The 24,511-nt window shown below is 65.2% G+C and carries 17 protein-coding genes and 1 riboswitch; of the genes, 4 read left to right on the forward strand and 13 right to left on the reverse strand.

The genetic code is table 11. The features are described 5' to 3' along the window. Nucleotides 1–157: 157 nt before the first annotated feature. The 4 genes from AB7A72_RS05510 to AB7A72_RS05525 form a co-directional block, all read right to left on the reverse strand. Entirely contained in the window at nucleotides 158–1,672 is a 1,515-nt protein-coding gene (locus tag AB7A72_RS05510; RefSeq protein WP_407064953.1) for an efflux transporter outer membrane subunit, read from the reverse strand. A gap of 21 nt (nucleotides 1,673–1,693) precedes the next feature. Next, nucleotides 1,694–4,939, reverse strand: a complete 3,246-nt coding sequence (locus AB7A72_RS05515) for an efflux RND transporter permease subunit (RefSeq protein WP_369459263.1) — start codon at nucleotides 4,937–4,939, stop codon at nucleotides 1,694–1,696. A gap of 24 nt (nucleotides 4,940–4,963) precedes the next feature. Next, the gene (locus AB7A72_RS05520) at nucleotides 4,964–6,214 is read right to left on the reverse strand and encodes an efflux RND transporter periplasmic adaptor subunit (protein ID WP_312462575.1); all 1,251 of its coding nucleotides are present in this window, start codon (nucleotides 6,212–6,214) and stop codon (nucleotides 4,964–4,966) included. A gap of 380 nt (nucleotides 6,215–6,594) precedes the next feature. After that, a complete protein-coding gene (locus AB7A72_RS05525) occupies nucleotides 6,595–7,446 on the reverse strand; it encodes an alpha/beta hydrolase (RefSeq protein ID WP_369459264.1) in 852 nt (283 codons plus the stop codon). 173 nt (nucleotides 7,447–7,619) lie between these two features. Here AB7A72_RS05525 and AB7A72_RS05530 point away from each other — a divergent pair, with 173 nt between their 5' ends. Continuing rightward, nucleotides 7,620–8,534 (forward strand): LysR family transcriptional regulator, encoded by a 915-nt coding sequence (locus tag AB7A72_RS05530; protein WP_239811998.1) that lies wholly within the window; start codon nucleotides 7,620–7,622, stop codon nucleotides 8,532–8,534. A gap of 10 nt (nucleotides 8,535–8,544) precedes the next feature. On the opposite strand, the gene AB7A72_RS05535 is transcribed toward AB7A72_RS05530, so the two are convergent. The 6 genes from AB7A72_RS05535 to AB7A72_RS05560 all read right to left on the reverse strand — a co-directional run bounded on the left by AB7A72_RS05535 (nucleotide 8,545) and on the right by AB7A72_RS05560 (nucleotide 15,934). Continuing rightward, nucleotides 8,545–9,342: a (2Fe-2S) ferredoxin domain-containing protein gene (locus AB7A72_RS05535; RefSeq protein ID WP_369459265.1), complete on the reverse strand. Its 798-nt coding sequence runs from the start codon at nucleotides 9,340–9,342 to the stop codon at nucleotides 8,545–8,547. Then, nucleotides 9,335–10,126 carry an ABC transporter ATP-binding protein gene (locus AB7A72_RS05540; RefSeq protein ID WP_369459266.1) on the reverse strand — a complete coding sequence of 264 codons (792 nt, stop codon included), beginning with the start codon at nucleotides 10,124–10,126 and terminating at the stop codon, nucleotides 9,335–9,337. Before AB7A72_RS05540 ends, AB7A72_RS05535 begins: the two co-directional genes overlap by 8 nt. Beyond that, nucleotides 10,123–11,169 carry a FecCD family ABC transporter permease gene (locus tag AB7A72_RS05545; RefSeq protein WP_407064957.1) on the reverse strand — a complete coding sequence of 349 codons (1,047 nt, stop codon included), beginning with the start codon at nucleotides 11,167–11,169 and terminating at the stop codon, nucleotides 10,123–10,125. The genes AB7A72_RS05540 and AB7A72_RS05545 overlap by 4 nt, the downstream gene beginning before the upstream one ends. A 56-nt stretch (nucleotides 11,170–11,225) precedes the next feature. Then, a complete protein-coding gene (locus AB7A72_RS05550) occupies nucleotides 11,226–12,329 on the reverse strand; it encodes an ABC transporter substrate-binding protein (RefSeq protein ID WP_369459268.1) in 1,104 nt (367 codons plus the stop codon). Between the two features lie 13 nt (nucleotides 12,330–12,342). Then, nucleotides 12,343–14,373 (reverse strand): TonB-dependent receptor, encoded by a 2,031-nt coding sequence (locus tag AB7A72_RS05555; RefSeq protein WP_369459269.1) that lies wholly within the window; start codon nucleotides 14,371–14,373, stop codon nucleotides 12,343–12,345. Nucleotides 14,374–14,620: 247 nt separating this feature from the next. Further along, a riboswitch (cobalamin riboswitch) is annotated at nucleotides 14,621–14,894 on the reverse strand. Nucleotides 14,895–14,953: 59 nt separating this feature from the next. Then, entirely contained in the window at nucleotides 14,954–15,934 is a 981-nt protein-coding gene (locus AB7A72_RS05560) for a LysR substrate-binding domain-containing protein (protein WP_369459270.1), read from the reverse strand. Nucleotides 15,935–16,200: 266 nt separating this feature from the next. Here AB7A72_RS05560 and AB7A72_RS05565 point away from each other — a divergent pair, with 266 nt between their 5' ends. From AB7A72_RS05565 to AB7A72_RS05575, 3 genes are all read left to right on the forward strand, one after another. Continuing rightward, entirely contained in the window at nucleotides 16,201–17,211 is a 1,011-nt protein-coding gene (locus AB7A72_RS05565) for an AraC family transcriptional regulator (protein ID WP_312528600.1), read from the forward strand. Nucleotides 17,212–17,239: 28 nt separating this feature from the next. Then, nucleotides 17,240–17,914 carry an NAD-dependent epimerase/dehydratase family protein gene (locus tag AB7A72_RS05570; protein WP_369459271.1) on the forward strand — a complete coding sequence of 225 codons (675 nt, stop codon included), beginning with the start codon at nucleotides 17,240–17,242 and terminating at the stop codon, nucleotides 17,912–17,914. Between the two features lie 236 nt (nucleotides 17,915–18,150). Then, nucleotides 18,151–18,990 carry an oxidoreductase gene (locus tag AB7A72_RS05575; RefSeq protein WP_312462588.1) on the forward strand — a complete coding sequence of 280 codons (840 nt, stop codon included), beginning with the start codon at nucleotides 18,151–18,153 and terminating at the stop codon, nucleotides 18,988–18,990. A gap of 70 nt (nucleotides 18,991–19,060) precedes the next feature. On the opposite strand, the gene AB7A72_RS05580 is transcribed toward AB7A72_RS05575, so the two are convergent. The 3 genes from AB7A72_RS05580 to AB7A72_RS05590 all read right to left on the reverse strand — a co-directional run bounded on the left by AB7A72_RS05580 (nucleotide 19,061) and on the right by AB7A72_RS05590 (nucleotide 24,319). Beyond that, nucleotides 19,061–20,443, reverse strand: a complete 1,383-nt coding sequence (locus tag AB7A72_RS05580; RefSeq protein WP_369459272.1) for an MFS transporter — start codon at nucleotides 20,441–20,443, stop codon at nucleotides 19,061–19,063. Nucleotides 20,444–20,537: 94 nt separating this feature from the next. After that, on the reverse strand, nucleotides 20,538–22,214 hold the full coding sequence (locus AB7A72_RS05585) for a hydantoinase B/oxoprolinase family protein (RefSeq protein WP_369459273.1): 1,677 nt from the start codon (nucleotides 22,212–22,214) through the stop codon (nucleotides 20,538–20,540). 2 nt (nucleotides 22,215–22,216) lie between these two features. Next, complete coding sequence (locus AB7A72_RS05590) at nucleotides 22,217–24,319, reverse strand: hydantoinase/oxoprolinase family protein (protein WP_369459274.1); 2,103 nt, start codon at nucleotides 24,317–24,319, stop codon at nucleotides 22,217–22,219. Nucleotides 24,320–24,511: the final 192 nt, after the last annotated feature.

The raw sequence follows: 24,511 nt of genomic DNA on the forward strand, positions 1-24,511 counted from the left end.
AAGCAGCTATTGTAACCCGGTTTTGGACTGCGTTTGGAAAAATCGGAACAGGTCCATTGATTCCGCAGCACATATCAGGATCCGAGTCGTGCGATTTGCACCACAGGGTTCAGGCGCGGCTGTCAACCGCGCCTGATTGAGCCTGCGGTGCCTTCACTTAACCTGCTGCTTTGACCTCTGCATGGGCCGCCACCGGCGCACTCTCCCAACTGCCGCCCAGTGCGCGGATCAGCGCAATGGTGGCGGTGTACTGGGCGGTGCGCACCTGCAGCGCCTGGCGGCGGTTGCGCAGTTCGTTGCGGCGGGCGTCCAGCAGCTCCAGCTGGCTGACCAGGCCGTTGCGGTAGCGCACATCGGAGAGGTGGGTGGCCCGCTCGGCCGACTGTACGGCCTGGCCCAGCACGGTGGCCTGGCCTTGCAGCAGGCGCAGGCTGCTCAGCTGGTCTTCCACTTCGCGGAAGGCGCCCAGCACCTGGCCGCGCTGGGCGGCCACTGCCGCTTCCAGCCGGGCCTTGGCGCCCTCTTCCTGCGCTTCGCGCTGGCCGCCGTCAAACAGTGGCAGCGACAGCAGCGCGCCCAGGCCCCAGGAGCGGGCCGACCACTTGAACAGGTCGCCCAGGTCTGGCGAGGCAAAGCCGCCATTGCCGGTCAAGGTAATGGCCGGGAACCAGGCCGCCTGCGCGACGCCCACGCGGGCCTGGGCGGCCAGCACACTGGCTTGCGCGGCAGACACATCGGGCCGGCGGGCCAGCACGGTGCCGGGAACGCCGGCCGGGATCACCGGCAGGAGCACCTCACCCTGCGCAGCGGGCAGCTTAAAGCCGGTGGCCACCTCACCCACCAGCACCGCCAGCGCATTGCTCAGTGTGGCTTGCTGGCGTTCCAAGGCCAGGGCCTCGGATTCGGTCGCGGAGACCTCGCTTTGCATGCGCACCACTTCCAGCTCGGCGGCATCGCCAGCGTCAAAGCGCCGCTGGATCAGGCGCAAGGTGTCGCGGTAGGCGGACAGGCTTTGCTGCACCAGCTGCTGCTCGGTTTGCAGCGCGCGCAGTTGCAGATAGGTCTGCGCCACATCGGACTGCACCATCAGACGCGTGCTTTGCAGCAAGGCGGCACGCGCCTCGGCATCCAGTTGCGCGGCCTGGCTGGCCTGCGACAGGCGGCCAAACAGATCGACCTCGTAGGACAGGTTGAGCCCGGCGGTCACCAGGGTAGCAGGCTGCAGGCCGTTGCTGGTGTTGGCACCGGCTTGGCGCGTCACGCCGCCGCCTACGCCTACTTGCGGCATGCGCTGGGCATCGGCCGAGCGCAGCAGCGCCCGTGCCTCTGCCAGGCGGGCCGCCGCCGTCTGCACATCGGTATTGGCATCGGCCGCGCGCTCAACCAGGCGGGTCAGCTCGGCATCGCCAAAAGCGAGCCACCAAGCACCACGGGGCTGGGCCTCGGCCGGGGCAGCCGTGGTCCAGGAGGCTTGGTCCTGCGGCGTGCTGAAGGCGGCGGGCACCGGCACGCCAGCGTTTTGCACGGCGGGCGGCAGCGCGGTGGCGCAACCGGCCAGCAGCAGGGCCGCAGCCAGCGGCGTGAGCAGTGTCAAGCGCAGCGGTGCCAGCGATCGGCGCAGGCCCCGGCCCAGGGGCGCCTGGCCGGGTTGGGCGTTGAAAGACATCGTCATTTCTTGCATGTTGTTCTTCTCTTATTCGTCATGCCCGCGTGCTGCGGCCAGGAGGGGTTGGGCAGAGCCTGCGCCATGCACAGGTGCGGGCACCGGGGCCGTGATCGGGGCCACATGGGCACCGTGCTGCTTGAGCGGGCGGTTGCCTGCCAGCTTGCGCAGCAGCACATAGAACACGGGAGTCAGGAACAGACCGAATGCGGTAACACCAATCATCCCGGCGAACACGGCGATCCCCATGGCGCTGCGCATTTCGGCACCGGCACCCTTGGACAGCACCAGCGGCAGCACACCCATGATGAAGGCCATCGAGGTCATCAGGATCGGGCGCAGACGCAGGCGGCTGGCTTCGATCGCGGCCTGGATCGGCGTGCGTCCGGCAAATTCCAGCTCACGGGCAAACTCCACAATCAAGATGGCGTTCTTCGCCGATAGCCCCACCAGCACCACCAAGCCGATCTGGGTGAAGACATTGTTGTCGCCATGCGAGAGCCAGACCCCGGTCATCGCAGCCAGCAGGCCCATCGGCACAATCAGCACAATGGCCAACGGCAGGGTCAGGCTTTCATACTGCGCAGCCAGCACCAGGAACACCAGCAAAATCGCCAGCGGGAAGACCAGCGCCGCCGAGTTGCCCGCCAGGATTTCCTGGTAGGTCAGTTCCGTCCATTCAAAGCCAATGCCCTGGGGCAAGGTCTCGCGGGCAATGCGCTCCACCGCTTCGCGCGCCTGGCCCGACGAGAAACCAGGGGCTGGGCCGCCATTGACATCGGCCGACAGGAAGCCGTTGTAGCGCATCGCACGCTCTGGGCCAAAGCTGGGTTCGAGCTTCATCAGCGCGGACAGTGGCACCATCTCGCCGGTGGTCGATCGCACCTTCAAGGCGCCCACATCTTCGGCGCGGGCGCGGAAGCCCGCATCCGCTTGCACCCGCACGCTGTAGGTGCGGCCAAACTTGTTGAAGTCATTGGCATACAGGCTGCCCAGGTAGATCTGCAGGGTCTCGAAAATATCGGTCACCGGCACACCCAGCTGGCGCGCCTTGGTGCGGTCGATATCGGCGTAGAGCTGCGGCACATTGACCTGCCAGCTCGAGAAGATGCCAGCCAGCTCCGGCGTCTGGTAAGCCTTGGCCATGAAGGCCTTGACCGCGCCATCCATCGCTTCGTAGCCGAGCGAGCCCCGGTCTTCGATCTGCAGCTTGAAGCCGCCCGTGGTGCCCAGGCCCGACACCGGTGGTGGCGGGAACATGGCGATAAAGGCGTCCTCGATCTGGCCAAAGGCCTGGTTCAGTTGGCCCGCCACAGCGCCACCGCTCTGGTCGGCGCGGGTGCGCTCGGCAAAGGGCTTGAGCGAGACGAACACGATGCCGGAGTTCGAGCTGTTGGTGAAGCCATTGATCGACAGGCCGGGGAAGGCGATGGCATCCTGCACATTGGGGTTCTTCTTGACGATATCGCCCATGCGCTTGATCACGTCCTCGGTGCGGTCCAGGGTCGCGCCATCGGGCAGCTGGGCAAAGCCCACCAGGTACTGCTTGTCCTGCGCCGGCACAAAACCGCCGGGCACCATATGGAACAGGCCCCAGGTGGCGCCGACCAGCGCCAGGTACACGACAAACATGCCGGCCTTGTGGCCAATCACGCGGCGCACGCCGCCACTGTAGGCTTCCGAACCACGGTGGAACACGGCATTGAAGCGGCGAAAGAAACCGCCCAGCACGCGGTCCATGCCACGGGTCAGGGCATCCTTGGGTTCGTCATGGCCCTTGAGCAGCAATGCGGCCAGTGCGGGCGACAGGGTCAGCGAGTTGATGGCCGAGATCACCGTGGAGATCGCAATCGTCACCGCGAACTGCTTGTAGAACTGGCCGGTCAGACCACTGATGAACGCCAGCGGCACAAACACCGCGACCAGCACCAGTGCAATCGCAATGATGGGGCCCGAGACTTCACGCATGGCCTGGTAGGTGGCCTCGCGCGGGCTCAGTCCGGCTTCGATGTTCCGCTCCACGTTCTCGACCACGACGATGGCATCATCGACGACGATACCGATGGCCAGCACCAGCCCGAACAGGCTGAGCGCATTGATGGAGAAGCCCAGCAGATGCAGCACCGCAAAGGTACCCACCACCGACACCGGCACCGCCAGCAGCGGAATGATCGACGCGCGCCAGGTCTGCAGGAACAGAATCACGACGATCACGACCAGCGCGATGGCTTCAAGCAAGGTGTGGATCACCGAGTCGATCGACGCACGCACAAACTGGGTCGGGTCATAGGCAATGCGGAATTCCACGCCTTCTGGCATGTTCTTTTGCAGCTCGGCCATTGTGTTGCGCACGTTTTCCGAGATCTCCAGCGCATTGGAGCCCGGGGCCTGGAACACGCCCATACCAACGGCTGCTTCGTTGTTCAGCAGCGAGCGCAGCGAATAATCAGCTGCACCCAGCTCCAGGCGGGCAATGTCGCGCAGACGCGTCACGGCACCGTCCGAGCCGGTCTTGACGATGATGTCGCCAAACTCCTCGGTGCTGGACAAGCGGCCTTGGGCATTGATCGACAACTGGGTATCCACGCCAGGCAGACCCGGCGATGCACCGACCACGCCGGCAGCGGCTTGCACGTTCTGGCCACGGATGGCGGCCACCACGTCGCTGGCCGACAGTCCGCGCTGGGCGACCTTTTGCGGGTCCAGCCAGGCGCGCATCGAGTAATCGCCACCGCCAAAGATCTGCACCTGGCCTACGCCCTGGATGCGCGCGAGGCGGTCCTTGACGTTGAGCACGGCATAGTTGCGCAGGTAGTCGATGTCATAGCGCCCATTGGGCGAGACCATGTGAACGACCATGGTGATGTCCGGCGAACTCTTGACCGTGGTCACGCCCAGGCGCCGCACTTCTTCGGGCAGGCGCGGCTCGGCCTGCGAGACGCGGTTCTGCACCAGCTGCTGCGCCTTGTCCGGGTCGGTGCCCAGCTTGAAGGTCACGGTCAGGGTCATCACGCCATCGGTGGTGGCCTGGCTGCCCATATAGAGCATGCCTTCGACACCGTTGATGGACTCTTCGAGGGGCGTGGCCACGGTTTCGGCGATCACCTTGGGGTTGGCGCCGGGGTACTGGGCACGCACCACCACTGAGGGCGGCACCACCTCGGGGTACTCCGAGATGGGCAGGGCCCGCATGGCGATCAGCCCTGCCAGAAAGATCAGCAGCGACAGCACACCCGCAAATATCGGGCGGTCGATGAAAAATCGGGATAAATTCATACGCTTGGCTTTTTTGTTGTCGGTTTAGGCGGCGGGCTTGGAGCCATCGTTGGCAGCCTGCTGCGCATCGCCCTTGAGCTCGGATTTGCTGGACATCGGCACCTCCTGCGGTGCCACCACGGCACCGGGGCGCACCCGCTGCAGGCCATTGACCACAATGCGCTCGCCGGCCTTCAGGCCCGAAGTCACCAGGCGCAGGCCTTCAAACGGCGCACCCAACTGCACTTCGCGGTACTCGGCCTTGTTGCCCTCGCCCACCACCAGCACAAACTTCTTGCTCTGGTCCGTTCCCACGGCACGTTCGTTGATCAGCAGCGCCTGCTGGCTATGGGGCTGGCCCATGCGCACGCGGGCAAACTGGCCGGCCATCAGCGCGCCATCGGCGTTGTCAAACACCGCACGCACCCGCACGGTGCCGCTGCGCGCATCCACCTGGTTGTCAATCAGCTGCAGGTGGCCCTTGTAAGGCGTGGCGCCACTGGTGCCCACCCCCATCTGCACGGGAATGCTCTCGATCAACGCACGCGCGCTCTTGCCCTGGCGCAGGCCTTGCAGCGCATTGGTCACGATCTGCTCGTCGGCATCAAAACTGGCATACATGGGGTTGACGGAGACCAAGGTCGTCAGCACTGGCGCGCCGGCACCGGCGCTGACCAGGTTGCCCACGGTCACATCGATGCGGCCCATCTTGCCGGCCACGGGCGCGCGCACCTGGGTGTAGCCGAGGTTGAGCTTGGCCGTCTGCAGCGCGGCCTGCGCTGCGCGCAGGTTGGCGTCTGCTTCGCGGCGGGCGTTGGTGCGCTCGTCCAGTTCCTTTTGCGCAATGGCGCGCTCTTCCCACAGACGGGCGGCGCGCTCGGCTTCGCTTTGCGAATAGCCCATGCGTGCCTTGGCGGCCACCACCTGGGCTTCGGCGCGGTCCACTTCAGCGGCATAAGGTGCGGGGTCGACCGTGAAAAGCAGATCACCGGCCTTGACCAGCGCACCCTCCTTGAAGTGCACCGCCTGCAGCGCGCCGGCGACACGCGGGCGCACGTCGACGCGCTGCACGGCTTCGAGCCGGCCGGAGAATTCATCCCACAGCTGCACGTCCTGCTGCAGCACCTGGGCGACGGAGACAGGCATCGCGGGCGGTGCCGTGGCCTCTGCCGGCGCACTCGCGTGCGAGCTTTGCAGGCCCATTGCCGTGCCGCCTGCAGCCACCACGGCAGCTGCCAGACCGATGGCCGTCCACCAGCGGCGTTGAGGGGAAGTCGAAGTTTTGTTGTTGCTCATGGCCAAGTCCTGATGTGTGCGTGAATAGTTTTTGAGGTTTCTTGCGGCAACGGCATGCCCCTGCGGCTACAAAAGCCGACAGAAAATCCTTGCCACAGTGGAGCCTCTGCAAAACTCCCTGCCTTGGTCTGAACGTGGTCTCGGGCGATCCGCTGCGTTGTCTTCCTTGTCAATAGCTACGGCTATTGACTGCAAAAGACGCCTTGCGGCTCATCCCGATCCACGCCCATCCCACTGGGCGAGGGTTTCGCAAAATCTCCACACGGCAATGCGTTGCGAGAAAGCGTTTCTAAGGGTGGTGAAGGCGCAGCTGCCCGCCGCCGCTCCCCGGGCTTTACCGGAGGGAGGCGCCGCTCAAGCCTTGCGCTTCGTTCAGGGGATCAGGCTTGCGCCCGACATCGGGATGTCTCGAAGAAAAGTGCCAGTTGTTCCAGCACGGCCCCGGCACAGGGACAGGGCTCGGGAGCACGGGGCTCAAGCAATGCATCGGGCCACTGTTGCGCGACCTTGAATACATGCTGCTGCACCAAGTGACCCGCTGCCTGCAGGCGGCTGGCATAGGCCAGTGCCTCGTCGTGCATCGGATCCTTATCGCCCACCATGATGAGCGTAGCGGGTAGCCCAGCCAGGCGCTGCGCCATCGCTGGCACGGCGTAGGGATGGATGCCGCCATAGGCGCAGCCCAGGAACTTGCTCCAGCCCTCGGCCCATTTGCATTCCGTTGCATCGCCATTGGCAGCGCGAAGCGACGCCGTGCCGGCACAGGGATTGAGCATGGGTGAGAGCAGGATCTGCCCCGCCAGCGGTGGATGGCGTTGATCACGCGCCATCAGACACACGCCGGCGGCCAGGTTGGCACCCGCCTCCTCGCCAGCCACATACATCGGCGCACCTTTGCCGGCAAGGCGTGTGCGATGTTTGTAGCTCCACTGAAGCATTTCATAACCGATCTCCAATGGACGCGGAAATGGATGCTCAGGCGAGAGCGGATATGCCACCGACACCACACGGGCCCCTGCTGTTGCCAGCAGACCCGCAACGGTGCAGCCACTGTCCAGATCACCTTCGACAAAAGCGCCGCCATGAAAATGCAGCACCAAGGGCGAAGGCTCGCCGGACTTGCCTTTGCTACCGTACAGGCGCACGGCCACCGACTCGCCCGACGCCGTCGGAGCGACGGTGTCGATGAAGTCGGGAGCCAATGCGCTGCTTTTTACGGTGGTGTCAGACATAAGTGAGCCTGTTGATGAGTAGGCATGGGTAAATGTAGTTGCGATGCTGCAACTGATCAATCGGCAAATTATGGCCGCACTATTTCCAAATCAGGAACAATAGCGCCATCTTTCGCGTGTGAGAATCCACCTACTTTTAGCGCGCGCGTGCGCGCCAGTGCAAGGAGAGGCAGATGGATCAGATACAGGCAATGCGGGTGTTTGCGCGGGTCGTGGAGTCGGGCACCTTCACGCTCGCGGCTACCTCGCTGCAGCTGCCCAAGGCCAGTGTGACCAAGCATGTGCAGGCGCTGGAAGACCGGCTGCGGGTCAAACTGCTCAACCGCACGACCCGCCGCGTGACGGTGACCACCGATGGCGCCGCCTACTATGACCGTGCCGTGCGGCTGCTGAGCGACTTCGATGAACTCGAAGCCAGCATGAGCCAGGTGCGTGCGACGCCGCGCGGGCGTCTGCGTGTGGATGTAGGCACCTCGATCGCCCGGCTTCTGGTGATTCCACAGCTGGCGACCTTTCAGGCGCGCTACCCGGACATCCAGATCGACCTGGGCGTGACCGACCGCACCGTGGACCTGATTGCTGACAATGTCGATTGCGTGGTGCGCGGCGGCGAGCTGCGCGACCAGTCACTGGTCGCGCGCCGTGTCGGGAACGTGGAATTTTTGACGGTGGCCTCGCCCGCCTATTTGCAGCGCCAGGGCACGCCGCAGCATCCGCGCGACCTGGAAAACGGCCACAACAGTGTGATTTACTTCTCGCCGGTCACCCAGCGCCGCTATCCGCTCGAGTTTCAGCACAACAGCGAGAGCATCGAGATTGCCAACCCCTCGACGTTAGCCGTCAACGAAGCCAATGCCTACACGACCTGCCTGCTCAGCGGCCAGGGTGTGGGCCAGATCACCAGCTACCAGGCGCGCGAGTATCTCCAAAGCGGTCAGCTGGTGCAGATCCTGCCGGAATGGACCCAGCCTTTGCTGCCGGTTTATGTGGTGTACCCGCCCAACTCCCATCTGAGTGCCAAGGTGCGGGCCTTTGTCGATTGGGTGGTGGAGATTTTTGCGGCCGATCCGCTGCTGCAATGCAAATAGCGCACTGCGCTCATTCGTCCGCATTGCTGCAGGGCGGAGGTGCCTGGAGCGTATGCACCCGGTGGGCTGCACAGGCCTCGCTGCCTTCGATGTGGCTCTTGAGCACCGGCACCAGGCTGTCTTCATCCAGATGGCCGTACCAGACGCCCTCGGGATAGACGATCATCAGCGGCCCCTGGTTGCAGGGGTACTGGCAGCTGGTCTGCAGCAGCTGCAACTGCTGTTTGAGGGGCGCACTGGCCTGCACCGCCTGGCTGAGCCGGGGCCAAAGCGCGGCGGCACCCTTGGCCACGCAGCGCGGCCCCATGCACCACAGCACATGGCGCTGGTGGGTGGGCACCGTGCTCCAGGCCACCGGGTCGGTTTGCCAGCCCTCTTCGCCCTCCTCGGTTACCACATCGGGCCGCAACGTTGCCAGCGCCAGGTGGTTCAGCAAGGCAGGCACCAGGCCATCCCACTGCAGCAGGGGCTGCGCAAATACCAGCCGGGGCCGGGCATGGTCGGGCTGGCTGGCCAGCCAGCGCCTAGCCACCTTTTGCAGCCAGCGCCGCAGTGCCGGCTCGTCAGGCACCATCGTGGGCTGGATGACAATGGTCTGCTGCGCCCCATCCGCAGGCGCAAGCGTGGCGCGCAGACTGTCCAGCGCCTGGGGCAGCGCCGGCAGGTTGCGGTCCACAAAGGCCAGCTGCACCGGCAGGCCCGGATCCGCCTGCTGGCAGGCCTGCAGCAAAGCCTGCAACTCGTTTTTGGCTGCCGACCCCAGGCCACCCCGGCCCAGCAGCAACAAGGCATCGGGTTTTTTAGCCATCGGGTCTGTCCATCCAGTAACTCACACGGGCCTTATCCAGGCGCGGATGGCGGTCCACCAGCGCCTCGACCTGGAACACGCGCGCAATGGTTTGCGAGGTCAGCACCTGCTCGGGCCTGCCCTCGGCCTCGATCACGCCGGCTTGCATCACATAGATGCGGTCACAGAACTGCGCGGCCAGGTTCAGGTCATGCACCACGATCAGCACGGTGCAGCCCGAGGCGCGCACCAGGCTGAGCAGCTCCAGCTGGAACTGGATGTCCAGGTGGTTGGTGGGTTCGTCCAGAAACAGCAGCTGCGGCTGCTGGGCCAGCGCACGGGCGAGCAGCACCCTTTGGCGCTCACCACCCGAGAGCGATGACAGCGGATGGTCGGCCAGGCGGCTGGCCCGCACCTGCGCCAGGCAGGCGCTGACGATGGCCTTGTCCTCGGCACTGTCGCGCGCCCAGCGCGACTGGTGCGGAAAGCGGCCCATCATTACCAACTCCTGCACCGTGCAGTCAAAGCCCAGGCCCGTATCCTGGCCCAGCACCGCCGCCTGCTGCGCAAACTGCCGCGCGCTCATCTGCCAGATGTCGCGGCCCTGCAGCTGTATCTGGCCACCGGCCTCGGGCTGCAGCACACGGTAGAGCATGCGCATCAAGGTCGATTTGCCGCAGCCATTGGGCCCCACCAGACCGACACATTCGCCGCGCGCCACCTGCAGGCTGGCCTGGCGCACGATCGGTGTGGCCTGGGTGCCGTGGCCGGCGCTCCACGACAGTTGCTTGGCGCTCAGCATCATGCGCTGCCTCCCGGAATGGCACTGGTGCGGCGCCACAGCATCCAGATAAAGAAGGGCCCGCCAATGAGCGACGTGATGACGCCCACCGGCAGCTCACTGGGCGCAAACCAGGTGCGGGCGGCCAGATCGACCAGCACCAAAAAGCTCGCGCCCATCAAGGCACTGACCGGCAGCACGCGGCGGTGGTCACTGCCCACCAGCATGCGGGTGATATGGGGGATGACCAGGCCGACAAATCCGATGGCACCGCTGACGGCGACCATCGTACCGGTCAACAGCGACACCACGACAAACAGTTGCAGGCGCAGGCGGGCGGTGTTGACTCCCAGCGTGGCAGCGCCCTCGTCGCCAACCAACAAGGCATTGAGCTGTCTCGCACACAGCAGCAGCCACAGCAGGCCCAGGCCCAGCACTGCGGCAGGCAGCCCCAGGGCGCTCCACTGGGTCGCTGCCAGGCTGCCCAAGGTCCAGGTCAGCAAGGCATTGGCCAGCTCGCGCTGGCCGGCGGTCAAGGTGATCAGGCTGGTCACACCCATCAGCATGTAGCCAATGGCCACACCGCTCAGGATCAGCCGGGTGGCGTGCAGACGCCCTTGCTGCTGGGCCAGCGCATAGACCAGCGCAGTGGCCAGCAACGCGCCAACAAAGGCGCCTGCGGTCATGGCATAGATACCTGCCATCGCCAAACTGCCATAGGCCAGCACCGACACCGCCCCCACTGACGCGCCGGAGGACACACCGAGCATGTACGGATCGGCCAGCGGGTTGCGCACCATCGCCTGCATCACCACGCCGACCACGGCCAGGCCGGCGCCCACCAGCGCCGCCAGCAGCACCCGGGGCATGCGCACCATCCAGACAATCTGGTAGTGCTGCTGGCTGATGCTGCCCTGCCCTGCACCGGGCTGCCAGCCGCCGCCCAGCAGCTGCTGGCTGACGACCGACCACACGGTGGAGGCATGCAGCGATGCCGAGCCCCAGGTGATGGCGGCCAGGCCACTGACCAGCAGCAAGGCCAGCAGCAGCAACAGGCACAGCGCCAAGGACCAGGGCTTGCGCCGCTGGCGTTCATGCTGGCCGTTGCAACCGGGCGCATGGCTCACTGCTTGGACTCCGCCGCAGGCAGCCAGGGAACCGGGTCCACCGTGATACGGCGATCCGGGTGCAAGGCAGCAGCCAGGCGCTGCGCCACGTTCACGTTGCGCGGCCCTGGCGTGGCCTCGGCATAGCTGATGACGAAAAAGCGCTGCTCGCGAATGGCCGACACCCCCGCCAGCTCCGGCTTGGAACGCAGAAAATCGATCTTGCCCTGTGCGCTGGGCTGGCCGTAGTCGATGATGATGATCCACTCCGGGTCGCGGGTGATCACATCCTCCCAATTGCCTCGGGGCCAGTTGCTGGGGATGTCGGCAAAGATGTTGCTGCCACCTGCGGCATCCAGCATGGCCTGGGGCATGCCGAAGCCGCCGACCGTCGTCGGTATCTTCTCGCCGCTGTCAAACACAAAGACACGCGGTTGCTGCGTGTTGCCTCGCATCTGCGTGGCCAGCTGGTTGATCGAGGCCTGCAGCTTGGCAATTTGCGGCTGCGCCTGGGGCTCGATGTCAAAGATGCGCGCCACATTGCGCAGGTCCGCCAAGGTGTCGGCCAGCGCCACACGCTCACGCTTGTGGATGCGGACGCAGGACTCGGACAGCACATAGGATGCGATGCCGTGCTTTGCCAGCAGCTCGGGCGTGACCCCGCCGGGGCGGAACCCATAGCTCCAGCCGCCAAATACAAAGTCGGCGCGTGCCTCCAGCATGGTCTCCAGGTTCATGTCCTGCGACGAGAGCTTGGGCACCCGGGCGAACTGGTCCACCAGCTCGGGGCTGATCTCCTTGCGCGACGGTATTCCCGTGTAACCGACCAGCTGGGGCCCCAGGCCCAGAAACAGGAACATCTCGGTGATGTTCACATCGTGCGTGATGGCGCGCTGCGGTACCCGGTCATAGCGCTGGGGCTGGCCGCAGACATCGATCACCAGCGGCGCAGCCCGCAAGCCTGCGGGCGCGGCAGCCGCCGCACTGGCGATGGGGACCGCTGCTGCCTGGGTGGGGCGGCTGGGCGGCTGCGGGCCGGCTGGCTGGTCACAGCCGGCCAGCACCAAGGCGGCCGCTGCCGCCAGCGCGCGCAGAATGTGCCGGGAGGTGCTTGCTGTCATGCCTGTGCCTTGCTCAGAAACGCAGATGGGCCATCAGCTCAAAGCTGCGGCCATTGCCCATCAGCCATTGCGAGCCGTAGGACGATGCAGCATAGCGCTTGTTGGTCAGGTTGCGGCCAACGAGGTTCAAGCTGGTGCTGCGGTTCAGGTTCCAGCCCAGTACCGCATCGGCCACGGTGTAGGCGGGCAGCTGCGCGGTATTGGCATTGCTGGTGTAGCGGCTGGCAACATGGCGCAGACCCAGCGATGCCCGCCAATCGCCCGTCTGGTAGTGCGCCCAGGCATTGGCCGTGTAGCGCGGCACATTGGCGGGCTGGTTGCCGGCGCGGTCAATGGCGGTGGCGCCTTCGCGCAGCTCGTCAAACTGGGCATCGGCATAGGCCAGGTTGCCCTCAAAGCGCCAGGACGCAGTCGCCCGCCAACTGCCCGCCAGCTCGATACCCTTGGACGACTGCTTGCCGCCCTGGATCGACAGCGCTGGGCGGTCCGGGTCGCGCGTGATGATGTCCTTCTTGCGGATGTCGAAGACCGCCAGGGTCCACTCGCCCTGGTCATTGGGCAGTTGCTGCTTGATGCCCACCTCCACCTGGCGGCCCTTGCTCAGGGTGAAGCCGGTTTGCGACTGGCTCAGCGACAGCAGACTGGTAACCGGGTCATGGCCGGTGCTGACCTGGGCATAGACGCTGGTGTTCTGGTCCAGCTTGTGGGTCAGGCCCAGGCGCCAGGAGGTGCCGCCCAAGGTCTTGTCAAAACGGGCCGGGCTGAGCAGGTCCATGCGGTCAAAGTCATACAGGTCGCGGCGCACGCCGGCCATCAGCAGCCACTGCGCGCCCAGCTTCCAGGCGTCTTCGAGGTAGAAGGCGTTCTGGCGGATGCGCGAGGTCATGCGCGCCTTATAGGGGTCCGGGCTGTTCCAGTAGCCACTGGTGCCACCGGTCAGCGGCACATCGGACTCGCCGGTATATGGGGAGTTGTTGAGGGCGGTGAACTTGGCCTGCGACACGTCCCAGCCCATCGCAATCTCGTGCTGGCCGGGCTTGAATACGGCACCCAGGCGGTTGCCGCTTTGCTCCAGATCGTGGCCGATCTCCAGGTAATCGTAGCGGTGGACCGTGCGGGTGCCGGCATCGTAGTCGTAGCCTTCGATGTTCTTCCAGTGGCGGTCGGCCTTCATGTGGTAGGTCTCGTTGCGCAGCACCAGCGCGTCGCTCACGTTCCACTCGGCCTTGAGCTTGTAGCGCTGGTCCTTGTAGTGGATGTCGCTGTCGAGAACGTTGAAATTGCGGTCGCGCAGTGCCGCCACCGGCTTGCCATCAACGACGGGGGTACCAAAGTAGCGCTCGGGCCGCTGGTCGCTGACATCGGCCGTCAGGTCCAGGCGCAGGTCACTGTTGGCCTGCCAGCGGATGGCGCTCATCAGCTTCTTGCTGTCGCTGTTGCCCAGCTGGCGCTCGCCGTCCGTGCGATCACCGTAGACATCCAGGCGGTAGCTCAGGCTGTCGCTCAGTGCGCCGGTGGTGCCCAGGCCCGCACGCGCCGTGCCATGGGAGCCAGCGCCCAGCAACACTTCGGACGAGGTGGTGCGGCTGGGCTCCTTGCGCACCGCATTCACGGTGGCGCCCATCGTGCCGCTGCCGTACATCAGCGATGCCGGACCGCGCAGCACATCAAAGCGCTCATAGCCCCAGCTGGAATTGGGATAGGCCACGGTGCCTGCGGCCACGCCCAAGGCCAGACCGTCTTCGGCCACCCCCACCGAGTTGACGCCATTAAAGCCCCGGCTGGAAAACGACAGTCCGCCGTTGCCAGGGGTGCCGGTCGTGCTCAGGCCCACGCTGCGGCCCACGGCATCGACCACCTCATAGTCGGCGCGCTCCTGGATCTGCACAGCCGATACCGAGCTGACGCTGGCCGGCAGGTCCTGCAGCGGAATGGCCAGCTTGCTGGCCGAGGTGGAAGGCAGCTGGAGCGCATGGGGCTCGCTGCGCCTGTCGGTCACCACCACTTCGGACAGCGATGCCTCTTGCGCATGGGCCACCGCCATGCCCAGGGCAGGCAAACACAGGACACAGGAGTGACCCACCAGACGCAACGAGGAAGAGAGCCGACCGGCTGCCAGGAGCCGGTTTTTCGGAAAAGGAACTGCAGTCATTTCAACAAAAGGCGAAAACTGCCTGATGTGAGGGCCGCACTGCACGCGGTCATCCCAGGGACGGGGCCGCATGCCGAACCGCCGTCCACACCCCGCAGACAGTTGAGAGAGCGCCGTCAGGACAGAGAGGTCCGGAACACGCTACGACTACGAACAGGCCGGTCTCCGGGCTTACAGGCGGTACGGCGCAGGCGCCGACCCGGTAACCGGTCTTCCCAGGGCGGGCGTGTCTCATGGCCTCGCAGGCATGGACACACTCTCGACCCCAGTGACTGGGCCCGCGTGGGAGCGGGCCGCATCGGCTACTTTTCCTGTCTACCGTTGCGGGGGCAGCCAAGGCTTGGGGGAGCTTCCTCCCGACCTTGTTCCCGTTTCACTTGTGCATGACAAGCACCTGTAGATAGGCTTTTTTCAAAGCGCAGCCAGTGTACCAGCCGCGAGCCATTGGTGCGCCGTTCGACGGCAGGCTGTGTCAGCCCGGCGATACAGCGCTGGCAGGGGCGCGGGATCGGCTCTGCGGCAGGCGCGACGCGTAGCCGATGAAGTCGGTGCTGCTCAACTGGCCCAGCAGCCATTGCCGAAAGCTGGTCTGGATAGGCCGCTCACCCCCGCCCCGGCGTGTGTAGAGGTGGAATTTGGGCGTTCTATCCATCGGCAGTTGGCGCAGCAGCTCCGGGCCAAAGGGCGCGAGCAGCTTGCCGCTGTGGATATAGCTGAGCGCATCCACATAGGACAGCAGCCCCACCCCCTGCCCGCTGAGGACGGCCTGCAGCATCGCATCGTGTGTGTGCAGCAGCATCGGGCTGGCATGCTTGTCGCCCGGATCCAGGCCCAGCATGGCATAGATGTCCTGCCACAAGGTGTTGTGGCTGAGCGGCGAGATGAGCCGGTGGTGCGGCAGGTCCTGCGCGGTCTCCACCGGGTGCTCGGCCAGCAGCTGGGGTGCGGCAACGATGACCTTGAGGTCTTCGAGCAGCGGGGTTTCATCGAGGTGGTCCACACCGCCATAGCCCCAGACGATCGCAGCATCCAGATCACTGCTGTCAAACGAAGGCAGCTCCACGCCAATGGAGATGCGCAGATCCAGTGCCGGGTAATCCTTGGTGAACGACGGCAGCGAGCGGATCAGGTACTGGGTCGCAAAGTAGGGGCTGACCTGGATATGGAACTGTGCGTCGTTGTGGTGGGCCCGCACCGCCTCCATCCCCTGGCTCAGCGCATCCAGCCCCTGCTCCACATAGTGGTACAGCGTCTGCGCCTCCTCACTGGCGAGCAGGCCACGGGTGCCACGCTCGAACAGCTGCACGTCCAGGGCACTCTCCAGCTGCTTGAGCTGCTGGCTGGCGGCCTGCGGGGTCAGGCACAGTTCGTCGGCCGCCTTGCGGATGGAGCCATGGCGGAAGACGGACTCGAACACGCGCAGCGGCTGCAGGGGCGGTAGCTTGTATTTCATGGAGGGGCGCCGGGCACGGAGGACGACTGCCCGGGCTGCCGATGATTATAGGTGGCGGTCAGCAAGCACCAAGCCATCGCAGCGCCTGTTCGAACGCGACCAGTCCTCGCAGTAAGGCCCCTACTCCGCACACGTCCGGTGCTATCTGGATCGGCACCCACTGCCGTCAAGGTGGCGCATCTTGCATGTTGCCAACGGCCTTTTGGCGCTAAGCTTGTTCGGTACCAGACCTGCGTCTGGTCATCATTGTTTCCAGGGGCATTCGCATGGCACGCAAGCTGACCTTTTCCTTGAACATGGGCTGGCGCACGCTGCTGACAGACTTTGGCATCAGGCCCGAGCATGTGCTGTGCAAAGCGGCGCTGCCGGAAGACCTGTTTTCCCACGCAGAACGCGGTCTGGACACAGAAGCGTATTTCCGCTTCTGGCGCGCTCTGGAGCAGGAAGCGGGAGATCCGCTGTTTCCGCTGCACCTGGTCGACAAGGTATCGGCCGAGGTGTTCGATCCCCCCCTGTTCGCCGCGCTGTGCAGCGCCAATCTGATGCAGGCAGCGCAACGCCTGGCCAGGTACAAGCAGCTTGTGGCGCCCATGGGGCTGGAGCTGCAGGTGAACGGCGCCGGGGCGCTCAGCGTGTCGCCGCGCTGGCTGTCGGTTCAGACGGAGGTGCCCTGGTCGCTGCAGGTCGCCGAAGTGGCGTTTTTCCTGCGCCTTGCGCGGATGGCGACACGCGCGCCAATCAAGGCACTGCGGGTGGAACTGCCGCAACTTCCGGCCAGCAGCAGTGCAAGGCACTACGAACGCTTTTTCGGTGTCGCTGTGCAACAGGGGGATGCGCCCTGTATCTGCTTCACTGCTGCCGATGCGCTGCGCCCCTTTTTGACCTTGAACGAGGGCATGTGGCGCGTGTTCGAGCCTGAGCTGCGCCGCCGGCTGAGCGAGCTGGATGCGGCGGCCAGCACGGGCGAACGGGTGCGTGCTGTCTTGCTGGAACTACTTCCCAGCAATACGGCCAGCATCGACACAGCCGCCGAGCGCTTGGGGATGAGCAAACGCACGCTGCAGCGCCGGCTGGAGGCCGAGGGAGAGAACTTCCGCGCCCTCGTCAACAGCACCCGGGAGAGCCTGGCCCGCCACTACCTCGGCAGCACCACGATGAGCGGCAGCGAAATCGCCTTCCTGCTGGGCTTTGAAGATCCCAATTCCTTCTACCGCGCCTTCCTGGAATGGACAGGCCAGACCCCCGATGCGGCCCGCAGCGCCATGCGCCTGCACTAAGAACCTGTTCAAAGAGGAAAATGACGCCATGACATCACCCCATCCGCCCCGCAAAGTGCTGCTGGCTGGCGCTACAGGCCTCGTCGGTGGCCAGTTGCTGCATGCGCTCTTGGCCGACCCGAATGTTGCCGAGGTCCATGCCCTGGTCCGGCGGCCGCTGGCCCTACGCCATCCCAAGCTGCAGATCCATGCCGTGGATTTCCGCCAACTGCCGGCACTCCCGCCAGTCGATGAGCTCTACCTGGCCCTGGGCACGACGATCAAGGTGGCAGGTAGCAAGCAAGCCTTCCGGGCCGTCGACCTGGATGCTAACTTGGCCGTTGCGCAGGCAGCCTTCGCGGCAGGTGCGCGGCGCATCGGCCTGGTTAGCGCCGGATCGGCAAACGCGCATTCGGCCATGTTCTACACCCGGGTCAAAGGGGAACTGGAGGATGCGCTGAAAGCGATGCCTTTTGAGGCACTGGTGATCGCGCAACCTTCGCTGCTGCTGGATCACCGGGATGGGCTGGGTCAGCCCACCCGCATTGGCGAGCTGATCGCCATTCCCGTCGCCAAGCTGCTCGCCCCCATCCTGCCCGGGGCCTACAAGCCCGTGCATGCCCAGGCCGTCGCGCAAGCACTGGTACGCACGGTGCCCACTGCAAAGGGCGTGGTCGTCCTCCCCTCCGACGTGCTGGCCCGCATGGGCGCCGCGCAGGCCTGAGCTGACGACGAAGCGCATGCTGGCGTCCGCCGTCACCCTACGCAAGCAAGGTCCTGGGGGAATGTCTGCAGCGCGGTCACTGGGTGGATAAGCACAGAGATTGGCGCGGTTTGCAGCAGGTCTGGCGTGACTTGCTGGTGTGCTGGCGCCTCTTGCGGCCTACAGTGGGAAGTACAGAACGCGAGCCCCATCCGGGCCGCGTTGCCATCCAACCCATTGATCCAAGGATCTCCGACATGACCCCTCCAGTTGCTCTCGTCACAGGCGCGTCTTCCGGCATCGGCGAAGCCACCGCGCTGAAGCTCCATGCCCTTGGCTACACGGTATACGCGGCAGCCCGCCGGCTCAACCGCATGCAGTCCCTGGTTGCGGCAGGCGTCCATGTGGTGGCGATGGATGTCACCGACGACGACTCCATGCGGGCCGGTATCCAGGAGATCATCGCCCGGTCAGGTCGCATCGACGTGCTGGTCAACAATGCCGGCTACGGCGCCTATGGCGCTGTCGAGGATGTGTCCATCGACGAGGCCCGCCAACAATTTGACGTGAATGTCTTTGGCGCCGCGCGCCTCACGCAGTTGGCGCTGCCGCATATGCGCAAGCAGCGCGCAGGCAGCATCGTCAACATCACATCGATGGGCGGGAAGATCCATACCCCACTGGGGGCTTGGTACCACGGAACCAAGTTTGCGCTGGAGGCCATCAGCGACTGCCTGCGGCTGGAAGTGGCACCCTTTGGTATCGATGTGGTGGTGATCGAGCCCGGTGGCATCAAGACCGAGTGGGCCCGTATTGCTGCTGACCACTTGCGCGCAACCTCGGGCCAAGGCGCCTATGCCTGCCAGGCCAGGGCAATGGCCGAATCGATGGTGGGCGAGGCCAGCCGCAAGCGCCAATCGCCGCCGCAGTTGATCGCGGATACGATCGCCAAGGCCGTGACTGCGCGCCGGCCCAAGACACGCTATGCCGTCGGGTTCGGCGCCAAGCCCATGATCTTCATGCGCCGCTGGCTCTCTGACCGGGCCTTTGACAGCCTGATGCGGATGGCGACCGGGATCTCCCGCAAGGCTGCCTGAGCCGCTGCGGGACAGACCACCGGACCGCGCTCTTCTTGCTTGCGCCTGGCCCCGCTTGGCATTGCTTGGCTTACTGCACCGGATCGCCGTGCATCGGCAGACCGGTGCGGTCCCGGCTGCTGACCAGGGCTATGAGGCCGATGACGGCCGCGCCGATCAGGTAGTAGGCAGGCACGACGGGGTTGCCGGTACGGGCGATCAGCCAGGAGTTGATCATCGGCGCGGTGCCGGCGAACATGGCCACGGCCACGTTGTAGCTCAGCGCCATGCCCTTGAAGCGCACGCTGGTGTGGAACATTGACGGGATGATCGAGTAGATGCTGCCCAGGAGCATGGCCAAGCAGAAGTTCAGCACCATCAAGGACGAGACCTTGGCGGCGGTGCTGCCTTCGAGCAGCAGGTGGAAACAAGGCACGGCCAGCACCGCGATGGCCAGGCTGGCGGCGGTCATCATGGTCTTGCGGCTGAGCTTGTCGGCCAGCATGCCCATCAGGGGGATCATCACCACCAGAAAGAGCTGTGGGCCCAGGGACAGCTTGAGGCCGGTGGCCACATCCACATGCAGCGCGCTGACAAAGTAGGTCGGGATGTAGGTGACGACGGTGAACAAGGTGACATTGGTCACGATGATGATGCCGGCCGACTGGAACAGCTCCTTCTTGTGGGTGGCGAACAGCACCTTCCAGCTCGCCTGGGCCAGTGCGTCATGCTGCTGCTTCATTGCGACAAAGGTGGGGGTCTCTTCGAGGTACTTGCGGATGTAGAGGCCAATGGCGCCCAGCGGCAGTGCGATCAGAAAGGGAATGCGCCAGGCCCAGTCCAGAATCTGGTCGGCACTGAAAAACACGGTCAGGATCGCGGACACCGAGGCACCAAAGAAGAAGCCGGCCATGCACCCAACCTCCACCCAGCTGGTGAGCAAGGTGCGGTTGCGGTCCCGGCAGTATTCGGCCACAAAGATGGCGGCGCCACTGGCCTCGCCCCCGGCGGACAGGCCCTGCATCAGGCGCAGCACGATCAGCAGCAACGGTGCGGCAATGCCGATGCTGGCATAGCCCGGCAGCACCCCGATCAGGAACGTGGAGATGGCCATCATGATGATGGTGATGGTCAGCACGCGCTTTCGGCCGTACTTGTCGCCCAGCGAGCCAAAGAAGATGCCGCCGATGGGCCGGGCAAAAAACGCAATCGCAAAGGCCGCCCAGGACGCGGTGACCTGCATCGTGGGTGAGCTGCTGGCAAAGAAAACCTTGCCCAGCACTGCGGCCAGGTAGCCGTAGACGGAAAACTCGAACCATTCGACAAAGCTGCCGACCACCGAGGCCAGCACGACGCGGTTGAGCTCCTTGGACTGCACCGTGCGTGGCGCGGCCGTCGACGAGGGGGACGGCCAGTCGGTAAGGCTGGCACTGGGGGCGGCAAATCCATTTGCCGTGGGATTTTGTGTGCGCATCGGGAGTCCTTGGTGTCCTGCTGTGGGAGAAAAAGAAATGCGGGCCAGCGCGCTGGAAGGGCCAGCGGCAGCGCCGCTGGCCAGCTTCAGGCGATCAGGCCGGGGTCCGTGGTGCCGCATGGGCGTAATCGGCCTGGGCTTGCTCGGCGCTGATGTAGCCATAGGCCACATCGCGCTGCACCAGCGCTGCCGGGCGCTGGGCCGCATCGCCGTTGCCGCCGCCGCCGGGCAGGTCCAGAATCAGACGGCGCCCCGCCGGGATCTGCTGCTTGCCCTTGCCGCGCAAGGTGGTGCCGTCATCGAGCGCGACCTGGCCCAGCGCGCCGCTTTGGCCGCCGTTGTGGCCCCGGGCCGCAAAATGCACGCGGTCAAACATGGCGTTCAGGTCGAACTCGAAGCCCTCGGCCGAGCCCACCTCGATGCGCTGGCCCAGGCCGCCCCGCCAGCGGCCGGCGCCGCCCGAGTTGGGGCGCAGCTCCTTGCGCCAGATGATGATGGGGCCGATGCTCTCGGTCACCTCGACCGACATGGCCTGCACGCCGCTGGGGAAGGCGGTGGCGCTCAGGCCATCGCTGGACGGGCGCGCACCGGTGCCACCGGTATTGAACATCAGGATCTCGTGCTGCTGGTTGCGGGTGGCCGGCGTGATGCCCTTGAAGCGCATCTGCAGGTTCCACAGCGAGCTGGCCCCTTCGGCCGGGATCTCGCCCTGGCAAATGGGCTGCAGCGCGCCCAGCACCACATCGGGGATCAGGTGGCCGATCACATGGCGCACGGACACCGGGCGCGGGCGGTGGGCGTTGAGGATGCAGTCCTCCGGCGCGCTGATCTCGAAGGGCTCCAGCGAGCCCCAGTTGTTGGGGATCTCCGGCGCAATCGCGCATTTGAGTGCATAGGAGGCATAGGCCTTGGTGTAGGTCAGCGGCACATTGATGCCGTAGCGGCTGGGGTCCGAGGTGCCGGCAAAGTCGGCGCGCAGCTTGTCGGCCGCAATCTCCACGGCCACCACCAGCTCGATGGGCTTTTCATAGCCATCGACGGTCATCGCATAGCGCTGGGTACCATCGGGCAACGCGGCGATGCGCTCGCGGGTGGCGCGCTGGCTGTTGTCAAAGATGAAGCGGGCCAGGTCTTCCAGGTCGCGCAGTTCAAACTCGGCCAGCATGCCCTTGAGGCGGCGCATGCCGGTGGCATTGCAGACGGCCAGCGAGTGGAAGTCGCCAATCACCTGGTCGCGCTCACGCACGTTGTTGCGCAGGATCTCGATCAGGTCCTCGTTGAGCGCGCCGGCGCGGAAGAACTTCATCGGCGGAATGCACAGGCCCTCTTCGTAGACATCGCTGCCGTCCGGGCCAAAGCCGCGCCCGCCGATGTCCACCACGTGGGCGGTGGCGGCAAAGTAGCCGATGTGTTCGCTGTGGCCGTCAGGGCCATAAAAGACCGGCGTGACGACGGTGATGTCGTGCAGGTGGCCGGTGCCCAGCCAGGGGTCGTTGGTGACCAGCACATCGCCATCCTGGAGCGTGCTGCGCTCAAAGCGCTTCGCAAAATGTGCGACCGACTCGGCCATCGAGTTCACATGCCCAGGGGTGCCGGTCACGGCCTGGGCCATCATGCGGCCCTGCCTGTCGAACACGCCGGCCGACAAGTCGCCCGCCTCCCGCACGCTGGTGCAAAAGGCGGTGCGAATCAACGTGACTGCCTGCTCTTCCACCACCGAGATGAGGCGGTTCCACATGATTTGGTAATGAACGTCTGTATTGTTTGCCATGATCACACTCCGCTGTCGATGCGTTCCACCAGCATGCAGTCGTCTGACTGCAGCACAACCTTGAAGCCGGGGCTGACATAGGTCGAGGTTTCCTTTTCCACGATCACCACCGGGCCGGGCACAGCCTGGCCCCGGGGCAGGCCCAGACGCTCATAGATGTCGCAGGCATAGAACTGGCCTTGCTTGCCGTCGAACACCTCGCGGCGGTCCAGCACCGTGCCGGCCCCCTTTTGCGGCGTGCCGCCCTGCTGCAACGCAGCCTTGGCCGGGGGCAAGGTCTTGGAACGCAAGGACAGTGCCCAGCTCACCACCTCGATGTCAAGGCCGTCGATCGCGTGGCCGAACAAAGCCACATAGTTCTGCACAAAGGCCGCGTTGAGCGCGGGCACGCTGTCCGGCCCAAAGTGCTGCACGGGCACCGAGACCGGAATCTCCCAGCCCTGGCCGCAGTAGCGCATGAAGGCGCGCAGCTCCTTGACGGTCTCGCCGCCATAGCCGGTGTCTTGCAAAAACGCGCTCACCTCCACCTCCATCTCGCGCAGCATCTGGTTGACGGCTTCCCCATCGAACTGGCTCATGCGCATCACCGAGCTGCGCAGCGACTCATAGGCAAAGGGCGCACGCAAGAAGCCGATGGCCGAGCCCACGCCAGCGCCGGTCGGGATCAGCAGGCGCTGGATGCCGAGCTTCTCGCAAAGCCGCACGGCATGCAGTGGCGCCGCGCCGCCGTAGGCGATCATCGTGTAGGCCTCCAGGTCCTGGCCGGACTCCACCGCATGCATGCGCGCGGCATTGGCCATGTTCTCGTCCACCACCTCAGCCACCGCGTAGGCGGCGCGTACCGCATCCAGGCCCTGGGCCTGGCCCACATGGGCGTCCATGGCTTGTTCGGCAGCGGGCCTGTCCAGCCGCATGCTGCCGCCGGCAAAGCGGGCCGGGTCGAGCTTGTGCAGCAGCAGATCGGCATCGGTTACCGTGGGGCGTGCGCCGCCCCGGCCGTAGCTGGCCGGTCCGGGCTCGGAGCCGGCGCTCTCGGGCCCCACGCGCACCTGGCGCATATCGTCCACATGCGCGATGGAGCCGCCGCCCGCACCGATCTCGATCATCTCGATGACCGGGATCGAGATCGGCATGCCGCTGCCCTTTTTGAAGCGGTAGCTGCGCGCGACTTCAAACACCCGCGCCGTCTTGGGCACATGCTGGTCGATGAGGCAGATCTTGGCGGTGGTGCCACCCATGTCGAAGGAGACGACCTTGTCCTGGCCATACTTGGCCGCAAAATCGCTGGCGTAGATGGCGCCGCCGGCCGGACCGGACTCCAGCAGGCGCACCGGGAATTCGGCAGCATTGGCCAGTGACATCAAGCCGCCACCCGAATGGATCAGGTAGAGTGGGCAGTGCATGCCTTCTGCCACCAGCGCCTGGGCCAGGCGCTGCAGATAGGAGGACATCAGCGGCTTCACATAGGCATTGGCGCAGACGGTGTTGAAGCGCTCGAACTCGCGGATCTGGGGCGAGACCTCGCTGGAGATGGACACCGACAGCTGGGGCAAAGCCTGGGCAATCAGCGCGCGCACCCGTTTTTCATGGACCGGGTTCTTGTAGCTGTGCATCAGGCCCACGGCCACGCTTTCGTACTCGCCCCGGCGCAGCTGCGCAATCACATCCTGCACCTGTGCCTCATCGAGCGGCTGCAGCTCCTGGCCCTTGGCATCAAGCCGGCCCCGCACGGTAAAGCGGTGGTTGCGGGCAATCAGCGGTGCGGGCAGCTGGATGGCCAGGTCGTACTGCTCAAAACGGCCCTCGTTGCGCATCTCGATCACATCGCGAAAACCTTCGCTGGTGATGAAGGCGGTCCTGGCACCGCGCCGCTCGATCAGCGAATTGGTGGCCAAGGTGGTGCCGTGGATCACCGTGCCGATCTGCGATGGCGCGATCCCCGCCTGGGCCGCCGCCTGCTTGAGGCCTGTGACGATGGCGCGCTCGGGCTTCTCATAGTCGGTCAGGACCTTCTCACTGAACAGGACGCCATCGACCTCCAGTGCGATGTCTGTGAAAGTGCCGCCGATATCTGCCCCGGCGCGTATGACTTGGCTTGTTGCCATCTGGTATCTCCGAATCATGCAAGCTGTGTGGATCAGAAGCTCTGATCTGGCAGCGATGATCAAGCGATCGCGCAGTCGGCGCAAACAAGAAATTCGAGGGCGGGCACAAGCCAGGCTTCGCGGGTAAAAACCATTACGCGCTAACCCGGTGGCCCTGCACAGCCACAGTGCATGCATGCCTGGTTTTTGACT

This window comes from Comamonas sediminis (assembly GCF_041107495.1).
GTDB lineage: Bacteria > Pseudomonadota > Gammaproteobacteria > Burkholderiales > Burkholderiaceae_C > Comamonas > Comamonas sediminis.